The following is a 24,951-nucleotide window of genomic DNA, read 5'->3' as shown; positions in this document are numbered from 1 at the left end:
TTATGTCCATTGCTTGGTATTTTGTTCAATCAAGTCAACATACAAAGCAACTTGATCTAGTGAGTCGTTTAACGCAGGAATGTAGTCAAAGGCTAAACCGCCATTATTTTTAAATTCATCGCCTAGCTCTAAAGTAACTTCTTCGAGTGTTTCTATGCAGTCGATTGAAAAAGCAGGACTAATAATATTGATTTTTTTAATCCCCATCGAAGGCATCGCTTTTAATGTGGCGTCAGCATAGGGTTTAAGCCACTCTTCACGCCCAAACCTTGACTGATAAACATGAGTCCATTCGTGATCACCTAATTCCAATTCTTCAGCAACTAACCGACTGGTTGTTTCACATCGTCGTGCATAAGGGTCCCCATTGGTTACGTAACGCTTAGGAATGCCATGATATGAGAAAACCAAATGGCGCCTTTCCCCCTGTTTATCCCATTGGGTACGGACTGAGTTTGCTAGCGCCTTAATGTATAAGGGATGATCCGCATAATCATGTAAAAGTTGCAAGGATGGCCAATGAGGACATTTTTTTAACGACTTCATGAATCTATCGTAAGCCGCCGCCGTGGTAGTGGCTGAAAATTGTGGATACATTGGCATCACAAGGATATGTTTAACGCCCTGCTCTCGTAATTTCTTTGCCGCTGTTTCAACGCTTGGGTTGCCATACGTCATTGCGAGCTCAACAGGAACATTTTGACCTACTTTATCGAATAACGCTTTTTTTACATTGCCTTTTAATCTTTCGCTTAATACCAATAATGGCGAACCTTCATCCATCCAGACTTGCTGATAAATTTTTGCCACTTTTGGCGGACGCAACGTCAATACAATTAGATTAAGAATAGGCTTCCAAATCAAAGGATTTAGATCGACAACACGAGAATCAGAAAGAAATTCTCTAAGATAACGGCGAACTTCAGGTGTCTGTGGAGCATCTGGAGTCCCCAAGTTCATCATCAATACGCCATAGTCACTCGTGTTTTTCATGTTATACCTTTTAGTTTGAATTCTTAATGCATTATAAGACAATAAAATGGGGACAATAATGAAAATACCAAGCTATTTCAGCCTTGATATTGTTTAGTTTCGTATCCAAGTGTCAGTCTTCTCTCAGGTCCAGCAAATTATATTTAGACTGTGGAATAAGCCAAGTTATGAAAGCCATAGACGAATAACAGAGAAAACCATAAATACGACAAAGCTGATAGATAGGACACTTTTGTCAAGCTCATTGCCACGATGACGGCACAACCAATAAAAAAGCATATGACTGCACGCAAGAACAATCATTGCCGGTAAATGCACAGCACCAGCAAAACCGGACAAGCCTATTTGGTTGAATGGTTGAGCCGGATATATAAAACCCACCATTGCAGCGATAGAAGCAAAAACAACAAAACCATCAGCTGTACCTTGCTGTCGTTCCGCTTTAACCCCTACAAGTCCACATAACAGACGACTTAGAACTTGGCCGCAGCTACCAGCCAAGAGTGATAACACACCAATACCTAGGCCGATGGGCAAATTCCAGTACCGCCCTAACTTCTTAACATGCAACCTTTCTAGTTTGGAATAAAATACAATGTTTAACACCGCAATGAGAGAGACGAACGAAAAAGCAATACAGAAGACAAGTGAATTACTTAGAGATAACAGTTGTGCACCTATCACACCGCCCATGGCAACACCTGGAGCAAAATTAATCAGCTGTTGTGAATCGACTTTCCCTCTTTTCATAGCCCCTATCCAGGCATAAAGGTGAGCAGGAATAAACGCCGTGATACAAGTGGCAATGGCGGGAAGCAAAAGGCTTTGAAAGGACAGGTCAAACACCGGTAGAAAAAAGTACAAGGCGGGGATTGCAATTAGCGCAGGCGCTATTTTTATAATAGAGCTCACCGAACCTGTTGCTGCCCCTATAAAAATCAATAAAAGAAACATTTCAATACTTGGCATATGATAAAACACCTTTCCTTGCCACGGGAATTGATTACAAAAAAGCAGGCTTTTGCCTGCTTTTTTGTAAGAAAGATTAAGAAATTATAAATGAATAGCTTCTTTATTAGTCTTGATTAACAACGCTGCGAATTCTATCCTGAATCAAAGACGCTAATTTATCAGGCTGAAACTTCGACAAAAAGTCATCGCAGCCTACTTTTTGCACCATAGCCTTGTTAAAACTGCCACTTAAGGATGTATGTAAGACGATATAAAGGTCTTTTAGCCTTGAATCTTCACGCACTTCACGAGTTAGTCGGTAGCCATCCATTTCAGGCATTTCTGCATCGGTGATCACCATTAATAGTTTTTCAGGAACAATCTCTCCATCATCGGCCCAACGCTTTAATTTTTCTAGCCCTTTCTTGCCATCAGTCGCTTCATGGACAGTAATGCCCATAAAATCTAATGTTGAGCGGCATTGAGCCAAGCCGACAGACGAATCATCAACAACTAATACTTCCAAACCTTTGGCCAAACTTAACAAGTCTTTATCTATTATATGGTCACTTACTGTGCTGTCATAAGGAGAGATTTCGGCTAAGACTTTTTCTACGTCAATAATTTCAACTATTCGGTCATTAACTCGAGTTATTGCTGTCAAGTAGTGTTGACGGCCAGTACCATCTGGTGGCGGTAAAATTTCATTCCAATTCATATTAATAATGCGATCCACTTCACCGACCATGAAACCCTGTACGGTATTATTGTATTCGGTCACTATTAAATTGCATGGCTGAGTGCGGTCAATTGGTCTCATGCCAATGGATTCAGATAAATCGATAACAGGCACTGTTCTGCCACGAAAATGTGTTACTCCTGCCACAGATGGGTGTCTATGAGGCATTAGGTTCAATTTAGGTAGCATGACTACTTCTTGAACTTTAAAAACGTTTATTGCAAACATTTGCATTCCGCCTAGGCGAAACATTAGAAGTTCTAAGCGGTTTTCACCCACCAACTTAGTTCTTTGGTCTACAGCGTCTAACATGCTTGCCATATATTTACTCCAAACATTTTTAAATTAAGGCATTAATCCATTATAACCATGATATTCTATAAGGCTAAATCTTACAGTATTTTTTTGTGTTCACTCTTTCTAGCAAGGATTCCTCATGAAAGACGCCGATGTACTTTTTTGTCGCAAAACAGTTGTAAATCGACTATCCGAAACTGTCGCATTTTACATATTGCATCCAAATAGCGAAGTACAAGGCCAAGACGCCTCTTTTTTAAGCTCCCTGTTTGTTGATGTTAATCTTACCGAAATAACACAACAAAAAACCATTTATTTTCAAACAACTTTACATGAGCTTGGTGCTCTCCCCTTACAAACCAATATTAATATGGTGATTTTTTTAAGTTGTGATGAATTAACTCTAATGGATTTCGATTCTTTATCTGAATTCCGGCTACAAGGCTACCAGCTAGGCATGATAAATCCTGACCCGAAACTTTTCCCGGCAACTTTTTTTAACGTTTTTTCTTATTTGCTTTTTACGTTGGATTGTCAGTCGACTGAAGACGTGGTTGAAGCTATTCAGCACCCGTCTTTATCTGTAAAAAATATCTGGGTAAACAAAATAGAAGATGTAGAGCAATTTCACCAACTACAAAACAGCATCCCGCAAGGCCAATTTAGTGGTAATGCCATCCATAAAATAAAGCCTGTGAAGGGAAAGCGCATCTTGGCTTATAAAGCAATTTTAGTGGATTTATTGGTTGCATTAAATAATCGAGAGTCCTCTCCACGCGCATTAGCAGAATTCATTGAACGCGACCCAACACTTACCTATCGGATTATCAAACTGACTCATACAGTAATGTATCGAAGTCAATTTAATGTCTCTAACGCACAAAGAGCAATTGAAATTATTGGCATTAGAGATCTAATCAAATGGGTCAGTCTTGTTATGTTTGGTAGTGTGCCAGGCAAACCAGATTGCTTATTTCCCATGGCTGTATCTAGAGCCTGTTTTTGCCAAAACCTTTCAGCTGCTTTGTTTCCAAAATTAGAAGGCGCATTTTTGGTAGGTTTGTTCTCATATTTGCCTAGCTTTCTTGACGAAGATCTGCCCTCTCTTTTGAAAGATTTACCCTTAGATGAAAATATAAAAACAGCCTTATTAGAATACAAAGGCAACTTGGGTGGCATCTTAAAAATAGTCATTGCTTATGAAGCTGGTCGCTGGGAAAAAATTCCATTTGATCTACTTGAAAGCAAAAACATATCCAAACAATGCTTGAAAGAACTCTATATAGAGGGGTTAAAAGAAGCTAGAGAGATGGGGAACGTATGATAGACATCGGAGTCAATATAAATCACCGTCATTTTCTTGACGACATGGATCAGACATTTATTGATATGCAAGAGGTCGGCGTCAAGGGTATGATTTGCATTGCCTCTGATTTGCAAGAAAGTCGAAAAATCCAAACATTAAGTCAAAATCATTCGGCTATGTGGAACACAATAGGCTGCCATCCTCATCAAGCAAAAACTTGGGATAAAGAAAGTAAGTCTCATTTTTCTGAGTTAATTCTTTCAGCAAGACCTGTTGCCATTGGTGAAACCGGACTTGATTTCAATCGTAACTACTCAACGCCAAAAGAGCAGATTTTTGCATTTGATGAGCAAATAGAATTAGCAACTGAACATAAACTTCCCTTATATCTCCATGAAAGAGATGCCCACAAGGAAATGGTAGAAATACTGAAACAACACCCAAATTTGGCACAAAAATCGGTTATTCATTGCTTTACTGGAAGTCGAACTGAGTTAGATCAATATTTAGAGCTAGGGTTGTTTATTGGTATTACTGGCTGGGTATGTGACGAGCGACGAGGTTCTGAGTTACAAGCTGCGGTTCCTCACATTCCACTCGACAGACTGCTTATTGAAACCGATGCCCCATACTTATTACCACGTACTATTCGGCCGCGCCCTAAGAAAAATCACCCTAAATATTTGCCCTGGGTTGCACAAGAAGTTGCAAGGTTAAAAGGGATTTCTATCGAAGAGTTGACGAAAGCAACCGAAAAGAATACTGACGCTATATTTGGCATTCGTGTTTAACCGCTCAAGCAAAGCATTAAAGCAAAGAAATTTGTTGGGAGAGTAAGCTTGCCATATTGGTTTTAAAAAATGGCAATATACTGTCGGCTATAGGTTCTATCTGTTTTTCGATGTAATGCTCGTAATCCAAATCGATTAAGTCCTCGGCACTTTCGTAAGGCACTACACCAGTACGTTGATAAAAGTAATAAACACGTTTCCTACCTTTATTGTATTCTAAGGGAAGTCCCTGCTCCGCTCTTTTTTGATCGATGATTGCCGCTGCTCTGACATGAGGCGGCTTATTTTTCGTGTAAGAAGATAAAGGGCGACTTAACTGTTTACTATAAACTAACTGTTCATCATAGCCACCAGCCCTCAATGTCTCGACCGTTTGTTGAATATAGACAATAGGATTTTCATCATTAAATATTTTTTCAAACAATGCTCGTTGAAACTGCCTTGCTAAAGGCGTCCAATCCGTTCGCGCTGCTTCTAAGCCTTTAAAGACGAGCTCTCCCTTTGACTTCCCAGCATAACGCTTTTTACTGCCTTCCTCTTGACCACGTATAGTCGGCATAAAGAAGCGCTCGTAAACACGTTCAAACTCTAATTCTAAATGGGAATCAAGTTGAGCGTATTCATTACACCAACGTGATAAGCAAGCATTAATATCGTCGCGTAGCTGCTCACCCTGTTTTTGGGGATTTTCTAGATCACTGTTCAGTGTGACAAAAAGTGAATCCGTATCGCCATATATCACTCTTGCGCCACGCTCTTCCATCCAAGCTTGAGTCCTACCTAACAGTTCATGACCACGCATAGTAATAGAACTAGCTAATTCGGCATGATAAAAACGGCAGACGTTTGATCCCAATACGCCATAAAAAGAATTCATAATGATTTTAATGGCGTAACTTAATATACCGTTACCAACTCTTTTGGCCTCTTCCCTTGCCTGAGCGAGCTCACCAACCAAAGAGGGTAATATAGCTTGTTGGCGATTAAAACTGGCCCCTAAAAAACCAGGCACCAACTGCGCCGCTAATGGTGTCCCTTTAACGGGGTTGCTGGACAAGTATTGAGCAGTAATACGAGCCAAAGGGTCAACATGGAAGGTACGAATAATACTTGGGTACAGGCTTTTAAAATCAAACACCAATACATTTTTATACAGGCCTGGTATGGATGACATTACAAAACCACCAGGACTGGCGACAAAGTCGTCGTCACTCCAAGCCGGTGCGACCCAACCCGCAGTATGCAATCTTGGTAAATACAAGTTTTCAAAGGCCGCGACCGATCCACCTGTCTGTTCAAAAGGAATGCCTGTTAAATCAACCCGAGTTTGCTGCAATTCGATGAGCTTAAGTTTTTCAAAGATACGCATGACAAGATCACAGTCTTGAAGGTTGTAGGCAACAAAAGCATTTAAATCCTCTCTATGTAACCTTTCTATTTCTTGCCAACGTTCACCACCATGTAGTAGCTTGCCATCATCAAGAATCTCATTACTGACATTGTTAAGACTGTAGGACTCAAAGTGATAACCACCTACTTTTAATAAAGCAATACCGTCTAAGGCAACACGACCGGGAATACTCGCAAAGTACTTCCCTTGATTATCTGAAGAACGAATATTCCAATTTTCCCCATTCACACCAAACGCCGGACGAATACCTAATACTTGACAGCGCTGATCAATAAACTGCAAATCAAAGCCTATTAAATTCCAGCCAATAAAAATATCTGGTGAGTGCTTTCTTACATAACGAATAAACGCCAACAACAAGCTTTTTTCATCACTAAAGCGATGAATGATCGGTGAGCTGTTTTCTTGATCAGTAACAACAAAAGCAACGCGTTGATCTCGTGATGTGATACCAATAGAAAGCAAGGTGTTGGTCGAAACAGAGGTTTCAATATCCAGAGACCACACATTCCAATCAGGCTGCCAATTACCTGCAATGACTCTAGCTTGGCGGAATGTTTGATTGTTTAAATCAGCAACCCCAATAAAGCGCACAGCACCGCGGATCTTACGTTCCATCAAATAACGGTTGTGTGCCTTGATGTCTTCTTCAAATACAGAGAAGCCATTACGTTTTACCAAGTTAATCATTTGCTGGTGGAGCGTCAGGCTAGTACTTTGAACTAAGATGACAGGTTCATTATTGAAGGACTTTAATGCGGATTCAGAACATTGAACGCCCACCATATCATTAGGAAGGCTTTGTAAGGGGGCATTGGTGAAAAAGACGCTAAGCTGTCGGTCCGGAAGGACCTTAACGGTTCCTTCCGGCGTTTTAATAAAAAGGCTCATTTCAATGTGGCCGTTAACTTCTCTTGTATGGCGACTCACAATATAGCCAGTTTTTTCTACAAACATCTAAACAGCCCAGTATATAAAAAAGCACATAATTCAAAAACGCATAGAATACGTTTTTTAATTATAACCCACGCAGTAACAACACGGGCGGCACTTTTAGCACAGTCCTACTGGCAAATATACCAATGGTTGAAATGACAACGATACCAATAGCCGGTCCTAACAGCCATAATAGAGGATGAAAACTTGCTTCCGCATTAAATACAAAAACCTGCAATCCTAACAAACAAGTTTCAGCGCCTATCGCAGCAATGAGGCCAGCAAAGAAACCAAGAGCCCCAAATTCAACCAATAGCGCTTGTCTCACTAACGCCCCTCGTGCTCCTAGTACTCGCAATAAAGCCCCTTCTTCTAAACGCTCTTCTAATGTCGAACGAACGCTAGCCAATAATACCAAAGCGCCAGCACTCAAGATGCAAAGTAACACCAACTGAATCGCTTGGGATAATTGCCCTACTATGGTTTGAATTTGTTTTAAAATATCACCCACATTCAAAATAGACACCGTAGGAAAATGCGCCATGGCTCGATAAAAAGCCTGCGCTTGTGCATCACTAATAAATAAGCTGCTCACAAAATTTGCCGGGTAATCCTCTAACGCACTTTTAGGTAAAATCAAATAAAAGTTAGGCTGCATTGACCCCCAATCTACAGTACGAATTGAAGTGATTGGCAAGGTAATGATGTTGCCACCAATATTAATGGTCAGCTCATCACCCATTTCTAGGTTAGCCTCTTTAGCGGCTTTCAGTTCTACAGAAAGCCCTTCAGCGAAGAAATCTCCTTCAACAAGCTCATTGCCTTTTCCCAATGTGTCTGACCAGGTGAGATTCAACTCTCGCTCGTAGAGTTCTGGCTCACCTCTTTCTTCAGGATACAGAGACTGAATTGTTGTGTTATTGACTGCGGTAACTCGACCACGCACCATTGGATACCAATCGGATTTTTTGAGGCCCAATTGAGTGGTATCACTATTAATCTGATCAATCTGGTTGGCTTGCACATTGAACAAATAATGATTAGGCGCATCTTCTGGTAGCTGCTGTTGCCAGTCAGCAATCAAGCTGGATTTCACACCAATCAAAATAAGAGTCAGCATGATAATTAACGTAAAAACCAATAGCTGAAATAGGTTTGGGATCAACCTTCGATATAGCGAAGCAAGTCCTATTTGCCAACCGCTAGTGGCCCCCGATGTTAATGAACGCCCTAATTTAAAAGCCAACCAACCAATGGCGGCAACAAACAAGGCAATCCCCAAAATGGCTGCTGTCATAATACTTGGAAGCAAGAAACCATTGGTATACAAGCACATCAAGCCGAACATCCCAATGAAGCCAATTACGTAAATGGCAAAGCCATTAAGTTCAATTCTGGCATTAGGTTGAAGCACGGATAATGGTGAAATTTTGATGAGGCGCGACATCAAGGGCAAGCAAAAAACAACCATAGAAATTAGCCCTGTAGCCGCACCTAACCACAGACGACTAATAGATGGCTCTGGTAATGTGGTCGACATTAGCCCAGACAGCAAGGAGGCGATAATTTCTTGTAACCCCCAGCCAATTCCTAAACCTATTAGGGCGCCAACCATAAATAATATTGACAGCTGCAAAAGGAACAATTGTCCTAGTAGCTTTGGTGTGGCACCAATGGTTTTTAAAATCGCGACCTGCATCAAATGGCGCTTTACAAAGCGTGCTGAAGCCAGCGCCATAGCAACACCGGACATGACCACCGCTAACGTTCCAGCCAACAATAAAAAAGATTCGGCTCGACCAATAGTATCGCCGATGCGCTCTCCACGCTGAGTGGGGGTTTGCCAACGCTGTCCCTCGCTTAATCGCGGAGTAATCCAATTCTCGTACTCATCAAGCGCCTCTCTACTTCCTGCAAGTAAAAGAGAGTAACGCACTCGGCTACCAGGTATGATGACATTTGTCGCTGCAAGATCTGCCATATTCATCACTGCACGAGGGGAAATGGCAAACGCAGAGGTACTGGAGCCCGGATCTCGGACCAAATATTGGCTCACTTTAAGGGAAGCATCGCCTACTTCCACCTGATCGCCAAGGTTCAGTTTGAGTAAACTGGCTAACCGAGATGATACCCAAATTTCTCCCTGCTTAGGTGTATCAGTGGAACGCTTTCCGGTACCGAACAAAACGTCATCGACCAAATAAGCGCCCTTTAATGGGTAGCTGTCCGTAACCGCACTTAATTGGGACAGCTGGAGTGAATCCCCTGCAAACATCATGGTGGTGAAAGACGTTCTTTGTGCTGCTTGTAAAGAAAGCTCATTAGCTTTGGCTTCCCACTCTTTTGGAATATCATCATCTGAACGAATGAGACGATCCGCCGCTAATAAATTGGCTGACTCTTGCTCAAAGGACAGTTGCAAGCGGTCGATAAACAGGCCTATCGATGTGACAGTACTTACCGAAATAACCAAAGCTAATAAAAGCGTGAGTAAGTCTCCGCTACGAATATCTCGGAACATTAAACGAAAGGCAAAATTCATAGGGATTTTTCCGTTAGTTGACCAGCAGACATAACCAATTGACGATCGCACATTTTGGCGAGTTCATTGTCATGAGTCACCATTACCAGTGTCGTACCTTGTGATTGATTAAGGTCAAATAGCAATTTAATAATCAGTTTGCCATTTTCTTCATCAAGGTTTCCTGTTGGCTCATCGGCGAAGAGTATTTTAGGATTAGAAGCAAAAGCACGGGCAATGGCAACACGTTGCTGCTCACCACCTGATAGTTGATTGGGATAATGGGTCAAACGGTGTGACAAACCAACTTTTTCCAGTAGTGCTTCTGCTTTGTTACGAGCTTCTTTATCACCCTTTAGCTCAGCAGGTAACATGACATTTTCAATGGCCTGAAGGCTTGGCAAAAGGTGAAACGATTGGAAAACAAAGCCTACATATTGGCCTCGAACGAGAGCCCGTTGCTCCTCAGACTGGCTAGAAAACTCTTGTTCATATAGGAAGATTTCACCTGACGTATTTACCTCTAATCCTGCCAGAAGACCTAACAAAGTGGACTTCCCTGAACCAGACGAACCAACGATAGCAACAGACTCACTTTCCTTGATTTCCATATTGATTCCTTTCAATATGGTTAAATCCCCTGTATTCGATGTCACAGTATGAGTTAAATTAGATACTTTAATCGCGGTGTTTCTAGGCATGGTGATTCACTCTAAAAAGGTTTGATATGTTTTTAAAAAAGCCATTAAGGCAACTCTGTACACTAATTACACTGCTATTTATTAGCTCATTTGCTTCGGCTACTACCTTACTTGTTATGGGAGACAGTCTCAGTGCAGCCTATAATTTAAGACAACAAGATGGTTGGGTTAGTTTACTTGAAAATCAACTTTCTCAATCTCACCCAGAAGTACAGGTTGTAAATGCCAGTGTTAGCGGTGAAACAACCCAAGGTGGTTTATCTCGCTTTGGTGATCTTTTAGACAACCACAAACCCAATTGGGTAGTGTTAGAGCTCGGTGCTAATGATGCTTTACGCGGTTACCCTCTTAATCAGACCATACTGAATTTAGAAAAAATGGTTGAGCAAGCCCATAAAGCTAATGCGACAGTATTGTTAATAGGCAACCAGATCCCGCAAAACTATGGCAAGCGTTATACGCAAATGTTCTTTAATCTATATAAGGATATTGCTAGTAAGTACAATATCGCCTACTTACCCTTCATGCTTGAGAATGTGGCATTAAACAAAGACCTGATGCAAAACGATGGACTGCACCCAAATAAAGCAGGTCAACCTATTGTATTGCAAAATATATTGCCATATTTACAGCCATTATTAGATAACATTAGGTACAAAAATAAGGAAAGTTAAATGAAAGCGGTTTTTCTAGACAGAGGCTCCTTCCCTGAGCACATTAAAATCCAGTTGCCAGCGAGTATTAAAGAGGTTGTTGAGTACCAAAATACAAGGGTAGAGCAAGTTGCAGAGCGTATCAAAAATGCTTCCATTGTACTGACCAATAAGGCTATTGTTGATGCGGCAGCGATTCACAGTGCATCAGACTTGAAGCTGGTACAAGTCATGGCCACAGGTAAAAATAATGTAGACCTAGTCGCTTGCAAAGAGAGCAATATCACCGTTCAAAATGTCGCTGACTATTCTACAATCAGTGTGCCTGAACATACTTTTGCGATGTTATTGGCACTTAGAAGAAATCTGGTGTCCTATTTGGATGCCGTAAAAGCAGGCGAATGGGCTTCTTCTGAATATTTTTGTTTTCTAGATTACCCTATAAAAGATTTGTCAGGTTCAACTATGGCCATTATAGGTAGCGGAACTCTAGGCAAACAGGTAGCCGCCATTGCTCTCGCCTTCGGGATGCATGTAATCTTTGCCGAACGCAAAGGGGAAAGTAATATTCGTGCGGGTTATATTCAATTTGAAGAAGCGTTAAAAGTTGCCGATGTCATCAGTATTAATTGCCCATTAACACTAGACACGCAAGATTTGATTAGTGACGCCGAGTTTTTGTTAATGAAACCAAGTTGTTTACTATTGAACCTCAGTCGAGGTGGCATTGTTGATGAGCATGCATTAGTGCGAGCTTTTCAGAGCAATAGCATCGCAGGGGCCGCTTTCGATGTATCAACCCAAGAACCTATGCCGTCAGACCACCCACTTCAAGCACTAACTAAACAGCCAAATTTTTTGCTCACGCCTCATATTGCCTGGGCCAGTGATGAAGCCATGCAAACCCTAGTCAACATTGCGATGGAAAAAATAGCCTCTTTTATAGATACGCCAGAATGACATTAGAGATTTTATACCAAGATGAACACCTAGTTGCCGTCAATAAGCCTGCGGGGTTACTGGTTCATCGCACACATTTAGCCAAAGATGAAGAAGACGCGGTCGTTCAAAGATTAAGAGACCAGACAGGGAAATGGGTTTTCCCTGTGCATCGCCTTGACCGAGGGACATCTGGCGTTTTGGTTATGGCCTTTACGCCTGAAGTGGCAAGGCGCCTTGCTACTCAGTTTTCTGAGTCTACAACTAAAAAAATCTATCATTGCTTAGTTCGTGGTTACTGCGATGACGCGGGTGTTATTGATTATCCATTAGCGAAGCTGAATGAACAAAAAGGTCGTTCTCGCTTTAAAATTGAAGGTACGGAAAGAGAAGCGGTGACAAGTTTTGTTAGATTAAAACAGTTTCAGCTACCTGTTCCGGTAAGCCGCTATGACAGCATGCGTCTAAGTTGGCTTGAGGTTTCGCCTAAGCAAGGCAGAAAGCATCAAATACGCCGACACTTCAAACACCACTTAACCCCTCTTGTTGGTGATTCTTGCTATGGTTGTCGTCATATCAATAAAGTAGCCAAAGACATCTGGGTTGATGATTTTAGATTGATGTTGCACGCTTCAAGCCTTGATTTCACACACCCTATTACAAATCAGCCTATTACTCTCACCGCTGACTTCAGTGACAGGATAGTCAATATACTCAGCAAACTGGAATACTATCGAACTTAGCCACGTTGCAAGGTAAGTCTTCCGCTATCGACCAGCGGAAGACTAGGCTATCATGAATTTCAGGCCCTAAATTGATTGCATTTTTTTGCACTTCACTAATTTCGAACCCACATGACAAAAGAACTTTTATTGACGCTTTATTGTGATCCGCTACTTGTGCGTACACCTCTGTTATCCCATTGCTCGCCCAAATAATAAGCACATGCTTCAATACATGCTTTGCAATACCTTGGTTAGTGAAATTCTTCGCTATACGATAAGAGACTTCTACCGATTTTTTATCTAATATTTGTCCATTAAAGCGCCCAATAAGAACATCATTTGGTAAGTACACTAGATATTGTAAATGTTTAAAATCACTTCGCAGCAAACGCCTAAAATACATTTCCGTTTGTTGTTGTAACACTTGACCGGGTAAAAACTGGGAAAACCACCCCCTATTGCGGAATTCAAACAGCAATATATGTCTAAGGTCGGCTTCTGTGGCCTGTCGAATTTTCAGTAATTTTTTCATATCCAACACGCTTTTTAAAACTACTATTATCATTATCTTAGCGCAGATTTTATCGAAATGCTGAAATATGCAATTTTTATCTGTTTCGAATTTATTGAAGTGATAAAATGCTGAGTTTGAACAGATATTAAAGGTTGTCAAAGCCCATGAAAAATCGAAACTTGGTGTATTCAACTGATCAAGGTCGCCTTTGCCCAGACTGCGAGCTTTCTACTTCTCAATGCAAATGTAAAAAAGAGAGCGTTATTGGAAATGGTAAAGTCCTGATATCCTTAGAAACAAAGGGTCGAAAAGGGAAAGGCGTTACTGTTGTTGCAGGGCTTCCTCTTGCTGAGGATGCCTTAAAGCAACTCGGTAAAAAACTAAAAACTCAGTGTGGCACTGGTGGTGCTGTCAAGGATGGCCAGATAGAGATTCAAGGTGACAATAGAGCAAAAGTAAAAGAACTACTTGAAAAAGAAGGCTATTCTAGTAAATTTACTGGCGGTTAATAGTTATTAATTTTTAAAAGAACTATTATATTTTTGTTTTCAAGAATACGAAAACGTGACAAAGTCGTTATAAAATCGAAGCCGTAATGTTACCGAGCTTTCGCGCTCTTTTATAAACATAAAAGTTATCACCAATGAAATGGGACGTCTTGGAGGTAAATCATGGCAACAGAGGTTCCGATGTTCCAACATAATATAAAGCAAGCTAATCAGCTATTGCGTTCAGCGGTGCCACTTATGGCGAAGCTGGATATTCCACCAACTCCGTATAATTATGGAATATGGTACGAGTACGCCTCTAATAGAAACCCTCAATTTAATCAGGTTGTTGACCGCGCTTTACGCCGATTTGGCGGTTTACCCGCATTCGTATCTCAAGAACTGTTTAATGAGTTCCTATTACCAGAAGAGTTTCATCATGCTCATCGCCAAGAGCCAGCGTTGAGAGAGTTAACCACTACATTAGAAACAGACACGAAAAATATATCCATTGAGTTAGATTCTTTTAATCGTAACCTACGCGCCAGCAAAGCGGCTTTGACAAATGCTAAGGAAGCAACGCAAATTGAACAAATCGCACTACTTCTAGAGCAAGGTGCATTCAAAGCGAGTCAGGCCGTTGATACTTTTAGCAGCGCTCTACAGTCTGCTCAAGAAGAGTTAGCCACGCTACGTTCAGAATTATTAGATGCAAAGAAGAATACTGAACTTGATTCCATGACTTTACTAGCTAATGAAAAGGGCTTTGAGCGATCATTATTTTCAATGATTCCTTATGCGGAAGACGACTTAACTTTATTACTGATAGATATTGATAATCTCGGCCTTGTTAATAAAGAGTATGGAAACAAAGCAGGCACTTCACTTATTCGATACATTGCAAAACTTCTGCATGCTCTCCTGCCTGATAATGGCTTTATTGCGCGCTTAAAAGGAGGTCGATTTGCCATGCTCCTAAGTGAAACCGAGCTTAGTGTCGCCTCTCAATTAGCTGAGTCTATCCGCAATAAAGTATCTATCCAAAAAATTCGCTATAAAAACACCAAGGTTTTATTCCGTCAAGTAACTGTATCCGTTGGTGTTGCGACATTGTTCGGTGATGAAAGTCCTAATGAACTAGTGCAACGTTCACTGCACTATTTGATGTATGCAAAACGGTCTGGCAAAAATCAGATTGCCCACCATGAATAAACAACTATGTATAAGGTAATACAATGCAGGACAACTTGAGTCAAAAAGATCGTATTTATTTTGAGGTCCGTGATTATGAATGCGATATACAAGGGATTGTTAACAACGCCGTTTATCAAAATTATTTAGAGCACGCTAGGCATCAATTTATAAAGACAAGAGGGCTAGACTTTGCCAATATCACCGCACAAGGCATTTATCTTGTTTTGATCAAAGCGGAAATCGACTATATTCAATCTATGCGAAGTGGTGATGTATTTTATATTCAGTCAACGGTAGAACGCCTATCTAAGCTCAAACTAAACTTTCTTCAACAAGTTCATCGTTCTGATAATGATCAATTAATACTCAGTGCAAAAATGACAGTCACTTCTACCACCAAGAAAGGAAAAGCTATTGTCGACCATTTAGCTGCACCCTAAACCAACGACGTGTTAAATGCTGTTAAGTATTATCACTAAGTTGATATGGGAGAAATTATGCAGGTATTAGCTGGGCCGCTATTAAGAAGAATGACAGCCGATAGGCTAACGCTTTGGTTGATGACTACAGAGTCCGTAAAATTAGATCTCACGTTGCTTCAAAACGATGCTATTTTATTGACACTTAAGACTCATCAAATAGCCAAATACCACACACAACTGAAAGCGGGTGATGGTCTTTTCATCAACCTACTTGATATTGCCCTAGAGAATACTTTACCAACTAGCCAACCGATTCATTATGACCTGAGACTTAATGGCTTAGATTGGACGTATTGGGCTGAAGATCTTGTTTATCCTAATCAGCCATTACCATTTTTTATCATTCAACCGAATATAAATAAAATCTTGCATGGCTCCTGCCGAAAGCCTCACCATCCAAGCAAAGATGGATTATTACGAGTTGATGAGTTGTTGCAAGATACAGCTCCCAGTGATTGGCCAAGCGTCTTGATGATGAGTGGCGATCAAATATACGCCGACGATGTCGCAGCGCCAATGTTATGGGCTATTCATCAACTTATTCCACGCCTCAGAATGCCCGACGAAAAACTCCCCTGCGCGGAGATTAATAGCTCCCATCAACTACATAAAACAACGGCTTACTACTACGCACGAGAGACACTTCTACCCGAAAACAAACAGAACCGAGGCATGATAGATCAAGTTTTTGGTGGCGTACGAAAGCCTGTTTTTACAACAGACACAGCTCAAAATCATTTGATTTCATTAGCTGAAGTGTTTGCTATGTATGCACTTGTTTGGTCTCCTAAAGGCTGGGATTTAATATTTGAGAAAGGGGGAATATCTGTCCCTCCAGGCTTGTCTGATGAGCATGAAGCCATTTTTACTAAACAAATACCGATCATCGAAGATTTTGTTAAAGGCTTACCTAAAGTTCGTCGTTCCCTTGCCCACCTTCCCGTAGCCATGATTTTTGATGATCATGATATTACGGATGACTGGAACCTTACCGCAGCTTGGGAAGACGCAGCCTATAATCATGATTTTTCGGCTCGAATTATTGGCAACGCCCTACTCGGCTATCTAATGTGCCAAGGGTGGGGCAATGCCCCCGAACATTTTTCGAATGAGCTGATTCACGAAATACAAACCGTACTGATTCAACCAGGCAAAAAGCATCATGATGAATTACTACACAAGCTCTTCTATTTCTCTAATTGGAACTACACTTGGCAGACAACACCACCTCTTGTTGTATTGGATACACGTACTCATCGCTGGCGCTCTGAAAAATCATTAGAAAAACCGTCAGGTTTAATGGACTGGGAGGCGTTAACGGATCTACAGCAGCAGTTGAAAGGTCTAGAGGCGGTTATCCTTGTATCGCCTGCGCCCATTTTTGGAGTCAAACTCATTGAAAGTGTTCAACGAGTGTTTACTTGGTTTGGCCAGTCCCTGATGGTGGATGCAGAAAACTGGATGGCCCATCCTGGCTCAGCATACACCCTAGTGAATATGTTTAGACACAATAAAACGCCACAAAACTTTGTCATTTTATCAGGAGATGTTCATTACTCTTTTGTTTACGACATCCAACTGCGCGGTAATAAACAAGGGTCAGACTTATGGCAAATTACCAGCAGTGGAATCAAAAACGAATTTCCTAAGCGGTTATTGGGGATTTTTGATCGCTTAAACCGTTGGCTTTACTCACCACGCTCGCCATTAAACTGGTTTACTAGACGGCGCAGCATGAAAGTTATTCCTCATAAGCCAGAAACATCAGATAATGGAAAACGCCTTCTAAATGCATCAGGTGTAAGCTTAGTATCATTAAATAAAGATGGCTCGCCATCTACAGTTATCCAACTGTGTTCGGATGGTCGTGATATACATTTTAGACTTTCTGAGCAAGATGCTACTTGGGAGTAAAGAGCGCAGAGTTGATAAACTATAGATGAAAAAAAAGACATCATATGATGTCTTTTTTTAATAATGGCGGTGAGCAAGTCCGCCATAATAGCTTCCAATAAAGTTCATTATGATATATTAAAGCATTATATATCAGTAACTTATAAAAAACCCTTTTCCAATAGCGTCCAGCCGGATATACTAAAATCTCACTTCTATTGATGTACTGGTTGATGTACAAGGTAATTCGATGCCAAAAATTGCAAAAGAGCTTACTGCCCTAGCTGTCTCTAAGATAAAACAAGATGGTCGTCATGCTGTTGGTGGTGTTAGTGGCTTATCTTTGAAAGTTGCTGGTAACTCCAGAAGCTGGGTTCTCAACATGCTTATGGGGACCAGAATAAACAAAGAAGGTAAAGAAGTCCCTAACCGTCTCTTTCTTGGTTTAGGCAGTTATCCTGAAGTAACACTCTCTGAAGCAAGAGATAAAGCTAGAGAGCTTCGTAGTGAGATCAAAGCCGGTATCAACCCAATAGAAGCTAAGAAAGAGCGAAAAGCTGAAATCATTCGTCAACAGGGTAGAAATACTACTTTCAATGAGTGCGCTCAATTAGTTTTAAACATGAAAGAAAAAGAGCTTAAGAACATAAAGCATATAGCTCAATGGCGCTCAAGCTTAGAGCAATACGCCTTCCCTATTATTGGTCACCTCTCTGTCAATCAAATTAATAAAACACACATACTTGAAGTGCTTCAGCCGATCTGGCTTGAAAAGAATGAAACCGCTAGTCGTCTGCGTGGTCGTATTGAAACGATCTTGGACTATGCGAAAGCAAAAGAATTTAGAGAAGGTGATAATCCAGCCGGTTGGAAAGGCATGCTCAAACCGTTGCTTCCAGAACCAAGTAAGATTCAGAAACGCAAACATCATGCTGCCCTCCCTTATGCTGAAATTGCTGACTTCATGAAAGAGCTATCCAAGCGCCCCGGCCTTTCAGCCAGAGCGCTTGAATTCTCAATCTTAACGGTTGCTCGTTCTGGTGAAGTACGTGGTGCTACATGGGATGAAATCGATTTTGATAACAAGATATGGATTGTTCCAGCAGAGCGCATGAAAGCTCGCAAGGAACATCGAGTCCCTCTTTCAACAGGTGCCATTAAGATACTTCAAGAGCTCCCTAGGGTTGCTGGTGGAAATTTAGTCTTCCCAGGTCAACAAGGTAAGCAGATGTCAGATATGACGCTTACAGCCGTTCTTAAGCGCATGGATAGAAAAGACTTAACTCAACACGGTTTTCGTTCAACTTTTCGTGACTGGGCCGGTGAAACAACCAGCTATCCAAGAGAAGTGATTGAGCATGCTCTTGCACATAAACTGAAGGACCAGGCTGAGGCCGCGTATCAGCGTGGGGATCTACTACAGAAAAGAAAGCTACTTATGGAGGATTGGTATCTCAGGAGCATGGCAAATTAATAAAACATAACCAGCTTAAAACTGGTTATGTTTTTTCATTGGTTACAAATCTCTAATCAATTAGCCTTAATAAAACTCTAAGTCTTCCATCGCTAGTTCCTGATCTAGAAGGATTAATTTCTGTGTCGCGTCATATAGGTTTGTCTCAAAAAATTGTTTTTTATCTAAAATATAGTTAAAAAACAGTGATATCACGCGTTCGTCAAGACGTGCCCTAACGTAGGAAAAATACTGTTTATTATTGACAAATAACATCATAATTTCTGAGTTTTCATTGATATTAAGGTTATGGTAAACCTCAATAAATGAAGCCATAAAAATAAGTACATGCCTATCTCCTGGAGCGTGCACGTTCTTGGTATATAAAGCATCATCGAGATAACTTTTCCAACTATCGATAAGCTTCAGTGAGCTATGAGACGAAACGTCTAATTGACTCTTAACTGCTTCGCTAGAAACACCGGATATTTCTCGATTTTCGCTTACATCTAGTAGCTTATGGCAAGTGAACCACTCTTCTTGCAATAACTTACTAAGGTCTTTGAAGCAATTAAGAATCTCTTCCAATTGTAACGTTGCTAATGTCTCGATTCGTGAATTACAAATATTCTTACACACCATACCTTCCAACGACATTAGGAGATTTGTATACTCCTTTCTTCCAAGGTGCTTCCAAAACATTTGACTAACAAATGGATTTTGAAGAAACATAATGCTTTTATCTGCAGAATGGCTATAGCACTCTAGTTGCTTCGCTAACTTTTTAATAACGTTAGCCACTTCGCCTTTATTAACCCAACTTATGTAACGTATTAAGGGGCCATAAAAATCTAATGGAAAAAAATGGATATTTGTAAGTGGATATAAATCTATATTCCAATGCTGAAAAGAGCGTAAAATTTCAATGTATTGATCGCGGTTCTGCAGGAAGTCCTGTTCATTGATTTGGTTAAGGAATATTAAAAATAAATCACTTCTTTTTAGCTCTAATGATGTTCCTCCACTTTGTTGTAGAGAATGGTAGTAGTTTGGCTTCTCGGTACCATCATCTAATCTTATCGGTAGCCCTTCCCAAGATGGCCAATACCGTAACGCTTTAATGGCAACATTAACAAACTGCTCTCTCAATTTTGATACATCATTAAACGTATCCTCAACTCTTTCGTTAATCCAATACTCTTCAGAGTTAATTGGATTTTCAATGAAACCAATAAATTCTGTTCGTGCAAGTGCTTTATGGTGTTCGTTCAGATGTTTTGCCAATATCTGATAATAAATATGAGAGAGAAGAGCCCAAGCAACTCCGTTTTCAGAATCTAATTCTACTGACTCCTCAAGTGCCACTATGGACTGTTCGATATCTCCAAGAGACATCAATTTGTCACCAATCAACTGATAATTCAGCGATGTAGTTTCCCCTTCTGCTACCTTTTCTTGTAGATCAAGAAGCTCGTTCCATGTGGTTAGCTCATATACCTTTCCAAAATCAATCAGATTATCCGATCCTAAATCCTTCTCCATTAGCTCTCGAATACTGGTATCTCGGATATCAAGCTTAGGGTTGTTTAGGACGGTATTGCTAAAAATAGGCAAGCTTTTCAAACTACGTTTTGTTCTGTTAAGGTTGCTATTCAACTTATCCATCTGTTTATGAATATTTTTTTTGAATGATTTTTCATCAACACCATTTTTTAACTGGTGGTAATAAGGTAACTTCCATTTTTCACCTTCAGGTGCCTTTCCAAATAAGTTTGAATACTGCTGAATTATGGCAATGTTATCTACTAACGTCTCCGCATCATTCGATACTAAAAATCTTTCTTGACGGCTTCTAACATCCATACTTTCGTCAATAACATAACGCTTCTTAAAATCTTCCTTATCTTTTAGAATGTCTCTGATTTGGTTTGATAATGAGTCAATATTTTCATAGCCAAGCTCTTTCACCATATCTTTCAAAGCAATGGATTTATTCTTCATTTTCCTTCTCCTACCTTCCTTAACTGCTTAATCTTTCGCTCATACTGACTGTGAGAACCAACAAAAATAGATCCAGACGGAGATAAGAGAATACGGTAATTTTTATTGATTTTGATAGCAGAGTAACGCCGCAATCCGGATAGTTTTTTATACCTAACATTTTCACTTTGAAGTGACCTAATTAGAAGCATTGCCTTTGATAAAATTTGATTAGAGCATTTCCCTAGAATAACGATAGAACGCATAGTAATCTTCCTACATGTTGATGTTCGACAACACGTAGTTTGACTCTACCAATTTGGTAGCATAGTGTTCATTTATAATAATCCAGAGTTTTTAAATAATGTGAAATTGAGAGAATTTGAGCTGATATGAAGCGCCCTATACGCCCACTGAACGGTGAAAATAACACATTCTATTAGACAAATTATTAATCGCTAAACTTGATGTTCACCTCGATCAATATCTACCCCTCCATTTTGCTAATGACCGGCATCGGCAATAAGCCCTTTCATCATAAGACCATGTGCATGGAGTAAATCCACAAAATTCTTTTCTGACCACTTATCCATCTACTTGTAGACAGTAAGGGATTATGAATTTCTTGAAGCCCTATAGGAGAACCTAATACAGTCTTACCATATACCAAAGCGGTGACCTGCTCTAACGATAATGTATTTTGTTCGACGACAAGTGAAGCCTATATAGTTCTTATACGGTTTTCTTTTTTGAGTTTAGGGACTAGTTTATCTGTGTTAGTTACCGTCCGCTCCCCATCAAGACTAAGCGTGTCTTACTTAAAATAGCGAAAGCTTACAGTCTTTCCCCATAACTTTTGTCTGTTTCCTTACCATTCGATATAAAAGCCAAGTAATGGCCGCATCTAGAATGATGCCAAGTCCAAACATAATCGCGATTTTATTCAACGATGGAATAAACCAGCCTTGTTGGTAGCTAACAAATGCAGCGCCATAAAACAGGGTGTTTACGATCAACGACTGATACAACATTAAGTCAGTTCGACCTATGCCGTAAAAATAGCTATCGATGACATTGTTGAAGGCAAAGACAACATAGAAGCCAATCATAACCATTACTAAATGTGTTACTTCAGAAGCATTGTTTATTCCCATGACATTGTGAACAAAGCTTTCCCAAAACGGTAGCGTCAGCAACCATAGTGCAACTACACCTAGCGTGATTATTAAATAGCTATTAACACGCTCCTCACTAAGCCCGTTGTTCGTTGCTGCATCTCTCTTCACCACTTTTCCTAGAGTCAATATAGGTAATAGCAACCCCCCCCAAATAAATCCATTTGCAACCCAAAACGTCCCTGCCTGCTGAAGCTGATTCATCAACTGAAGAATCATAACCACAAATGCGGTGTTTCTAACAAAAGACTCTAAGCCAGACTTGCTGCCTACGTTGAACCATAACCTTAACCAGGCTTGTTTTTTAAAACGTATGTCTTTGTAAGACAGCTTAATAGCATTGCGTTTAAGCAACTGAAGAGCAGCAACAATCGACAATGAATTCACCAAAATATTTGTCACTGCAATGCCATTTATACCAAGCTTATAAGAGAACGGTAGTTGGCTAACCAGGACACTATCACAAACTACGGTAAGTACTGTTTGGATGACTAAAAGCGTATAAAGTGCTTTGTACTTACTATGAAGCACAAGAAGCAAATTCATAAACATATACCCACTAGCAATAAAAATAGCGAGTGCTTCTAAGCGGATATAAACAATAGTGTCCTGCAACAGCATGCTGTTTTGCTGCATAACTGTAACAAGTTGAGCAGTAAATTGAATGACAAAAGCCGTCATGATGGCATAAACCAAAACAATGATAGCTAAAGATGAAACTGCCCTTTTTCTAAACTCTACGGGGTTTAGGAAAGCTTGTCCCAATATGAAGGCCAATGGAAGCATGAGAGCTTCACCAATAACCTCATAACCAATGTTTAACCAGGCAACTTGAGCCGCAATGCTGAGGGACCAACTATCTGGCATACTTCCAATAAAATGAATACGAGTTGTCGAGTAAATGAGGGGGATGAAACTGCCGAAAATTAAAGCTAACCAAAGTTTATAGTTAATTTGGCTTAAGTCCATTTTAAGCATACAAATCCTTTCTGATTTTCCTAATCGCAATTGAGAGCTTAACAAGAAGTGACAGAATTAGCATAGATAAGAGGGTGATTTGCTAATCCAATCACGGTGTATTTTTAAATTCAAAAGCTTCATTAGGAAACTTAAACAGTTGGTGCTTTTAGCTCTAACCAATTTTGTTGTTTTAGTCTGTCAAATGCCGCGATAATGTGAACAGATTTCATTTGCGCCTTTCTAGGGTTCCAGCTATGAACCTGATCCACTAGTTCATCGTTAGTAATTGTCTTACCGCCAAGCTCTTGAGTCGCTACCCAATGAACAGTTGACAGTAGCTCCATACCATTTTGAGATTCAAAACCTTCAATCAGCTCTGAGACTTTATCAAACCGCAGCCTAGTTTCTGTATTTTTTTCCAGAAAACTAAAAGCTTCTTTTGCTGCATCACCTTTAAGTTCAATGGGTGTTTCAGGCTTATTCAATCCATCAGCATAGCCAGTAATAAAGTGTCCTTCCATTTTATCAAGAACATAACGGAGAACATCAGCATATGGACCATAGTGATGCTTCTGAAACGCAACCTTATTTAACGGCTCTCCTGCTGTTGTTAAAAAGTAGACGAGTTTTTGTACTTCCAATAGTGATAGCCGGTATTCAAAACCTGTTGACACATATTGTTGAATCAAACCAAGTACAGCGGCTCTACCTATTGTCATAGCAGGTCGCTTTGTTTTATTCGGCATAGCTTCAGCTGCTGGAGCAACTTGGGGAGGATAAATAATCCATTTAACATCAGGCAATTCAACCAGAGAAGATTCGATTAGTTTCACAACTTGATCCCATGGTAAGCCACCTAAACCACTACCTAATGCAGGTATAGCAACAGATTTAAGCCCTAAGCGTTTTACTTCTAACTTTAAGCTTTCTAAACCGTGTTCTATGTACTCAAATTTAGAGTTACCTTTCCAATGAGACTTTGTTGGAAAGTTAATTATGTAAAACGGAGCATTCATGGAGTTCAAGGATACAGGCAATACCTGTCCTGTATGAAAAACTTTGTCATCGCACGCTTTTTTGTAAACTTTAAAGTTGTCTGGAAACGCTTTTTTAAATTGCAGAGCTAAGCCTTTTCCCATCACGCCAACTGTATTGACGGTATTGATGATGGCATCTGCTTGGTCATGCAATATATTTCCAGTTTGATAAATAATCATAACAACCTCTAGTAGTACCATTCAGGTCGAACTTCGACCAGTGGCTTATAGCGTGCTAATTGTAACAATACATGTACCTCATCGGCTACTGCTTGCGACCTAACACCAATACGATTAATAGCACGCCATTGAACAGACTCATAAGCTAGAAATTCAGCCTGTTTTTCTTCTTTGAAGTCTTGCCAGTATCTTTCATTAATTATTCGTTGAATATCTAACTCTGAAATACGCGTGAAATCATCAATCTGTTCTGCATAATCCAAGTCTGCGTGAATGTCAGTAAAGAAGCAATGTTGATTCGTTGACCTAACTGTATCTGTATCACTAATTAAATGTAGTACTCTTTCTTGGCCACCATCAAAGTCCTTATGCCTACGATGTATTACATATAACATCACCGAGCGTGGACAAAAATTAAAAGGAACATATTCCCCAATCATTCCACCAGAAGCTACATTGACTGGCTTTTGAAGTCGTCTTGCCTTGATGTGACTGTAACCTATATTCTGATTCAGCAAACCTAGCTCGATACGTTTAGCATCAGACCACAGACAGTTTTGACCAATGATACTGGCCAGATTATCAATATGTGTTATGTGCGAAACGCTAACTGACATACATAACTTCCTTCT

Annotated in this window: 22 protein-coding genes; 10 read left to right on the top strand and 12 right to left on the bottom strand. The window is 40.3% G+C overall.

Annotation, left to right across the window (positions count from 1 at the left end):
- From hemH to DFP80_RS04580, 3 genes are all read right to left on the bottom strand, one after another.
- Window positions 1–993: a ferrochelatase gene (gene hemH, locus DFP80_RS04590; protein WP_113915642.1), complete on the bottom strand. Its 993-nt coding sequence runs from the start codon at window positions 991–993 to the stop codon at window positions 1–3.
- A 165-nt stretch (window positions 994–1,158) separates the two neighbouring features.
- Window positions 1,159–1,962 carry a sulfite exporter TauE/SafE family protein gene (locus DFP80_RS04585; RefSeq protein WP_113915641.1) on the bottom strand — a complete coding sequence of 268 codons (804 nt, stop codon included), beginning with the start codon at window positions 1,960–1,962 and terminating at the stop codon, window positions 1,159–1,161.
- Window positions 1,963–2,068: 106 nt separating this feature from the next.
- On the bottom strand, window positions 2,069–3,004 hold the full coding sequence (locus tag DFP80_RS04580) for a chemotaxis protein CheV (protein ID WP_113915640.1): 936 nt from the start codon (window positions 3,002–3,004) through the stop codon (window positions 2,069–2,071).
- Between the two features lie 115 nt (window positions 3,005–3,119).
- Between DFP80_RS04580 and DFP80_RS04575 the strand changes: the two genes are divergently transcribed.
- Both DFP80_RS04575 and DFP80_RS04570 read left to right on the top strand, forming a co-directional pair.
- Window positions 3,120–4,304 (top strand): EAL and HDOD domain-containing protein, encoded by a 1,185-nt coding sequence (locus tag DFP80_RS04575; protein ID WP_113915639.1) that lies wholly within the window; start codon window positions 3,120–3,122, stop codon window positions 4,302–4,304.
- A complete protein-coding gene (locus tag DFP80_RS04570; RefSeq protein WP_113915638.1) occupies window positions 4,301–5,077 on the top strand; it encodes a TatD family hydrolase in 777 nt (258 codons plus the stop codon). The genes DFP80_RS04575 and DFP80_RS04570 overlap by 4 nt, the downstream gene beginning before the upstream one ends.
- A 16-nt stretch (window positions 5,078–5,093) precedes the next feature.
- On the opposite strand, the gene DFP80_RS04565 is transcribed toward DFP80_RS04570, so the two are convergent.
- The 3 genes from DFP80_RS04565 to DFP80_RS04555 form a co-directional block, all read right to left on the bottom strand.
- Window positions 5,094–7,445 carry a DNA polymerase II gene (locus DFP80_RS04565; RefSeq protein ID WP_113915637.1) on the bottom strand — a complete coding sequence of 784 codons (2,352 nt, stop codon included), beginning with the start codon at window positions 7,443–7,445 and terminating at the stop codon, window positions 5,094–5,096.
- Between the two features lie 61 nt (window positions 7,446–7,506).
- Window positions 7,507–9,966 carry an ABC transporter permease gene (locus tag DFP80_RS04560; protein ID WP_113915636.1) on the bottom strand — a complete coding sequence of 820 codons (2,460 nt, stop codon included), beginning with the start codon at window positions 9,964–9,966 and terminating at the stop codon, window positions 7,507–7,509.
- Window positions 9,963–10,646, bottom strand: a complete 684-nt coding sequence (locus DFP80_RS04555) for an ABC transporter ATP-binding protein (RefSeq protein WP_113915635.1) — start codon at window positions 10,644–10,646, stop codon at window positions 9,963–9,965. The genes DFP80_RS04560 and DFP80_RS04555 overlap by 4 nt, the downstream gene beginning before the upstream one ends.
- Window positions 10,647–10,672: 26 nt before the next feature.
- Between DFP80_RS04555 and DFP80_RS04550 the strand changes: the two genes are divergently transcribed.
- The 3 genes from DFP80_RS04550 to DFP80_RS04540 are packed head-to-tail and all read left to right on the top strand — an operon-like array spanning window position 10,673 to window position 12,981.
- On the top strand, window positions 10,673–11,320 hold the full coding sequence (locus DFP80_RS04550) for an arylesterase (protein WP_113915634.1): 648 nt from the start codon (window positions 10,673–10,675) through the stop codon (window positions 11,318–11,320).
- The gene (locus DFP80_RS04545) at window positions 11,321–12,259 is read left to right on the top strand and encodes a D-2-hydroxyacid dehydrogenase (RefSeq protein WP_113915633.1); all 939 of its coding nucleotides are present in this window, start codon (window positions 11,321–11,323) and stop codon (window positions 12,257–12,259) included.
- The gene (locus DFP80_RS04540; protein WP_113915632.1) at window positions 12,256–12,981 is read left to right on the top strand and encodes a pseudouridine synthase; all 726 of its coding nucleotides are present in this window, start codon (window positions 12,256–12,258) and stop codon (window positions 12,979–12,981) included. The genes DFP80_RS04545 and DFP80_RS04540 overlap by 4 nt, the downstream gene beginning before the upstream one ends.
- On the opposite strand, the gene DFP80_RS04535 is transcribed toward DFP80_RS04540, so the two are convergent.
- Window positions 12,953–13,495 carry a GNAT family N-acetyltransferase gene (locus tag DFP80_RS04535; protein WP_158601341.1) on the bottom strand — a complete coding sequence of 181 codons (543 nt, stop codon included), beginning with the start codon at window positions 13,493–13,495 and terminating at the stop codon, window positions 12,953–12,955. The genes DFP80_RS04540 and DFP80_RS04535 overlap by 29 nt on opposite strands.
- Before the next feature lie 146 nt (window positions 13,496–13,641).
- On the opposite strand from DFP80_RS04535, the gene DFP80_RS04530 reads away from it, so the two are divergent.
- The 5 genes from DFP80_RS04530 to DFP80_RS04510 all read left to right on the top strand — a co-directional run bounded on the left by DFP80_RS04530 (window position 13,642) and on the right by DFP80_RS04510 (window position 19,008).
- The gene (locus DFP80_RS04530) at window positions 13,642–13,986 is read left to right on the top strand and encodes an SUI1 family translation initiation factor (protein ID WP_113915630.1); all 345 of its coding nucleotides are present in this window, start codon (window positions 13,642–13,644) and stop codon (window positions 13,984–13,986) included.
- Between the two features lie 162 nt (window positions 13,987–14,148).
- Entirely contained in the window at window positions 14,149–15,177 is a 1,029-nt protein-coding gene (locus DFP80_RS04525) for a GGDEF domain-containing protein (RefSeq protein ID WP_113915629.1), read from the top strand.
- Between the two features lie 23 nt (window positions 15,178–15,200).
- Entirely contained in the window at window positions 15,201–15,599 is a 399-nt protein-coding gene (locus tag DFP80_RS04520) for an acyl-CoA thioesterase (protein ID WP_113915628.1), read from the top strand.
- A gap of 57 nt (window positions 15,600–15,656) precedes the next feature.
- Window positions 15,657–17,555 (top strand): alkaline phosphatase D family protein, encoded by a 1,899-nt coding sequence (locus DFP80_RS04515; RefSeq protein ID WP_113915627.1) that lies wholly within the window; start codon window positions 15,657–15,659, stop codon window positions 17,553–17,555.
- A gap of 229 nt (window positions 17,556–17,784) precedes the next feature.
- On the top strand, window positions 17,785–19,008 hold the full coding sequence (locus tag DFP80_RS04510; RefSeq protein WP_113915626.1) for a tyrosine-type recombinase/integrase: 1,224 nt from the start codon (window positions 17,785–17,787) through the stop codon (window positions 19,006–19,008).
- Window positions 19,009–19,074: 66 nt separating this feature from the next.
- On the opposite strand, the gene DFP80_RS04505 is transcribed toward DFP80_RS04510, so the two are convergent.
- The 5 genes from DFP80_RS04505 to darT form a co-directional block, all read right to left on the bottom strand.
- Entirely contained in the window at window positions 19,075–20,988 is a 1,914-nt protein-coding gene (locus DFP80_RS04505; protein WP_113915625.1) for a tetratricopeptide repeat protein, read from the bottom strand.
- Window positions 20,985–21,233: a ParE family toxin-like protein gene (locus tag DFP80_RS21105; protein ID WP_113915624.1), complete on the bottom strand. Its 249-nt coding sequence runs from the start codon at window positions 21,231–21,233 to the stop codon at window positions 20,985–20,987. Before DFP80_RS21105 ends, DFP80_RS04505 begins: the two co-directional genes overlap by 4 nt.
- Before the next feature lie 552 nt (window positions 21,234–21,785).
- Complete coding sequence (locus DFP80_RS04495) at window positions 21,786–23,120, bottom strand: MATE family Na+-driven efflux transporter (protein ID WP_113915623.1); 1,335 nt, start codon at window positions 23,118–23,120, stop codon at window positions 21,786–21,788.
- Between the two features lie 131 nt (window positions 23,121–23,251).
- Window positions 23,252–24,319 (bottom strand): type II toxin-antitoxin system antitoxin DNA ADP-ribosyl glycohydrolase DarG, encoded by a 1,068-nt coding sequence (darG, locus tag DFP80_RS04490; RefSeq protein WP_113915622.1) that lies wholly within the window; start codon window positions 24,317–24,319, stop codon window positions 23,252–23,254.
- 8 nt (window positions 24,320–24,327) lie between these two features.
- Window positions 24,328–24,936: a type II toxin-antitoxin system toxin DNA ADP-ribosyl transferase DarT gene (gene darT, locus DFP80_RS04485; protein WP_113915621.1), complete on the bottom strand. Its 609-nt coding sequence runs from the start codon at window positions 24,934–24,936 to the stop codon at window positions 24,328–24,330.
- Window positions 24,937–24,951 lie beyond the last annotated feature (15 nt).

Origin of the sequence: Marinomonas rhizomae, from assembly GCF_003315485.1 — a bacterium.
GTDB classification, from domain to species: Bacteria; Pseudomonadota; Gammaproteobacteria; order Pseudomonadales; family Marinomonadaceae; genus Marinomonas; species Marinomonas rhizomae.
Note: the sequence above shows the minus strand (reverse complement) of the source record. Positions and strands in the feature narration are given on the sequence as shown.